This is a genomic window from Endozoicomonas sp. ONNA2, assembly GCF_024606365.1.
Classification (GTDB): domain Bacteria; phylum Pseudomonadota; class Gammaproteobacteria; order Pseudomonadales; family Endozoicomonadaceae; genus Endozoicomonas.
In genome coordinates this window covers 1-1,914 of the sequence record NZ_JAHHPO010001157.1, presented here as the reverse complement: position 1 = coordinate 1,914, position 1,914 = coordinate 1, and the positions used below count along the sequence as shown (strand labels likewise).

Genomic DNA, 1,914 nt, shown 5'->3' with positions numbered 1-1,914 from the left:
TAGCTAAATATCCTATTATCGGGATGATCGTTCGACCGATTCTGTCGCCCTGACCCAGATATCCTTGATCAGTTGGAAAAATGCCTGATAGTGGCGCCAGCTTTCTATTTAGTTCATCGGAACAGTTGATCCTCTTGTCTTCACAGCAAATGCAACAGTTGAGAATTGGTTAACTACTTAAAATCCCTGAGTTGTGACCGCTGCAGTAGAATAAAGTTCATCCCCCATAACAATCACTTGGCTGGAGAGTATCAGTGTCGGATATGTTGATAAGAGAAGCTGTTGCCGAGGATGCAGCGTTGATCCTGGGTTTTGTTCAGGATCTTGCACGCTATGAACGGGCAGAAGATGAGGTGGTGGCCACGGTTGCAGATATTCAGGCATCCATTTTTGGTGGTGGTGCCACGGCAAAAGCGATTATCGGTGAACTGGATGGAGAGCCTGTGGGTTTTGCGGTCTATTTTTATAACTATTCGACATGGCTGGGAAAAAAAGGCCTTTATCTGGAAGATTTGTATATTGCACCAGCGTATCGAGGCAAGGGTTCAGGCAAAGCCATGTTGCAATATTTGGCAAAACAGGCGGTTTCTGAAAACTGTGGACGCTTTGAATGGAGTGTACTGGGCTGGAATGAGCCAGCCATTCAATTTTATCAATCCATAGGAGCCACACCTAAAAGTGAATGGGTAGGGTATCAGCTTGCTGGGCCAGCATTGAGTGCTTTTGCTGGTGATCACCAGGAGGGTATCCCGGATACTTTCAGAAGATGGTGACGAGGTTCATGGGTGGGTGCTGTCATCCACTGAATTAGCCGGTGACTGGAAGCAGGTTGATGCGTTTGAAGGTGATGGATATAAGCGTATTGCAGCAGAGGTACTTTTCGGGAATGGAGGTAAGTCAGCGGCCCGGGAGAGGCTGTCCGAGAATAGACTGCCCTACTGCGGCGGCAGCAAATTGGTCTAAAAATCCGCTTTTATTCGGCAAATAGCCCCGCTATTCACCGCACAAAATCTAATGTTTATCTTCAATTTTCTGCCGTTCTTGCTACGGGGACGCTATTCTCGGACAGCCTCCCGGGTTTATCAACTCTCGCGGAATACTTCATCCAAACTGGCAAAGGTCCAGGCGCCCCCCGTCGCTCTGCTCCCAATCCGTCAGATATGGATAGAGAATTTCGTGGGATTCGTTAAAATACTCCACTCAATGATTCCAGTGAAGAAGAGGTTGTCTCATGGACGTAATCGAGCAAATAAAAGAACAGGTAGAATCTCATACTATCCTGCTATACATGAAGGGCTCACCCAAGTTACCGCAGTGTGGGTTCTCCGCCAAGGCGGTTCAGGCGTTGATGGCCTGTGGCGAACAATTCGCTTTTGTTGATGTCCTGGCTAACCCGGAGATTCGTGCCAACTTACCCAAGTATGCCAACTGGCCGACATTCCCCCAGCTGTGGATTAACGGTGAGCTGATTGGTGGCAGTGACATTATCACTGATATGTTTAACAGCGGTGAGCTTCAGCAGTTGATTGCGGAAGCTGCAGGTACTTCCGAAAAGGCAGAAGACTGATTCTGTATTCGTTAGCCAACCTTCCGGTGAGATGAAATCGGAAGGTTGATATTGGGTTGTAAAATGAATTGCACAGGACTTTTCAAGTCCATTCCCGAATCCGTTGAATCCCTTTGACATCATCCCACAGCTAAAGCAGTGGGATTCCTCCTGCGAGACGCTCATGCCCGAGCGCAGTTTTCCCCTTACCGGTAACAGGAAAAACCTTATTCGACAATCTGTTCTACTTTTCAGATTGCTTCGGAATACCGGAGTGCCGGACCATCGGAGTGCCGGACCATCGGTGTGCCGGACCATCGGAGTGCCGAACCATCGGAAGCACGAACAGAAAGCGGAGGTATGTTTCT

Annotated in this window: 2 protein-coding genes; both read left to right on the top strand. The window is 48.4% G+C overall.

What is annotated here, in order from left to right; genetic code table 11:
• The first annotated feature begins 263 nt into the window (after positions 1–263).
• Positions 264–773, top strand: coding sequence for a GNAT family N-acetyltransferase (locus tag KDK14_RS20465; protein WP_306671642.1), 510 nt, complete (start codon positions 264–266; stop codon positions 771–773).
• Positions 774–1,231: 458 nt separating this feature from the next.
• The gene (gene grxD, locus KDK14_RS20460) at positions 1,232–1,567 is read left to right on the top strand and encodes a Grx4 family monothiol glutaredoxin (protein WP_257267085.1); all 336 of its coding nucleotides are present in this window, start codon (positions 1,232–1,234) and stop codon (positions 1,565–1,567) included.
• The last annotated feature ends 347 nt before the right edge of the window (positions 1,568–1,914 follow it).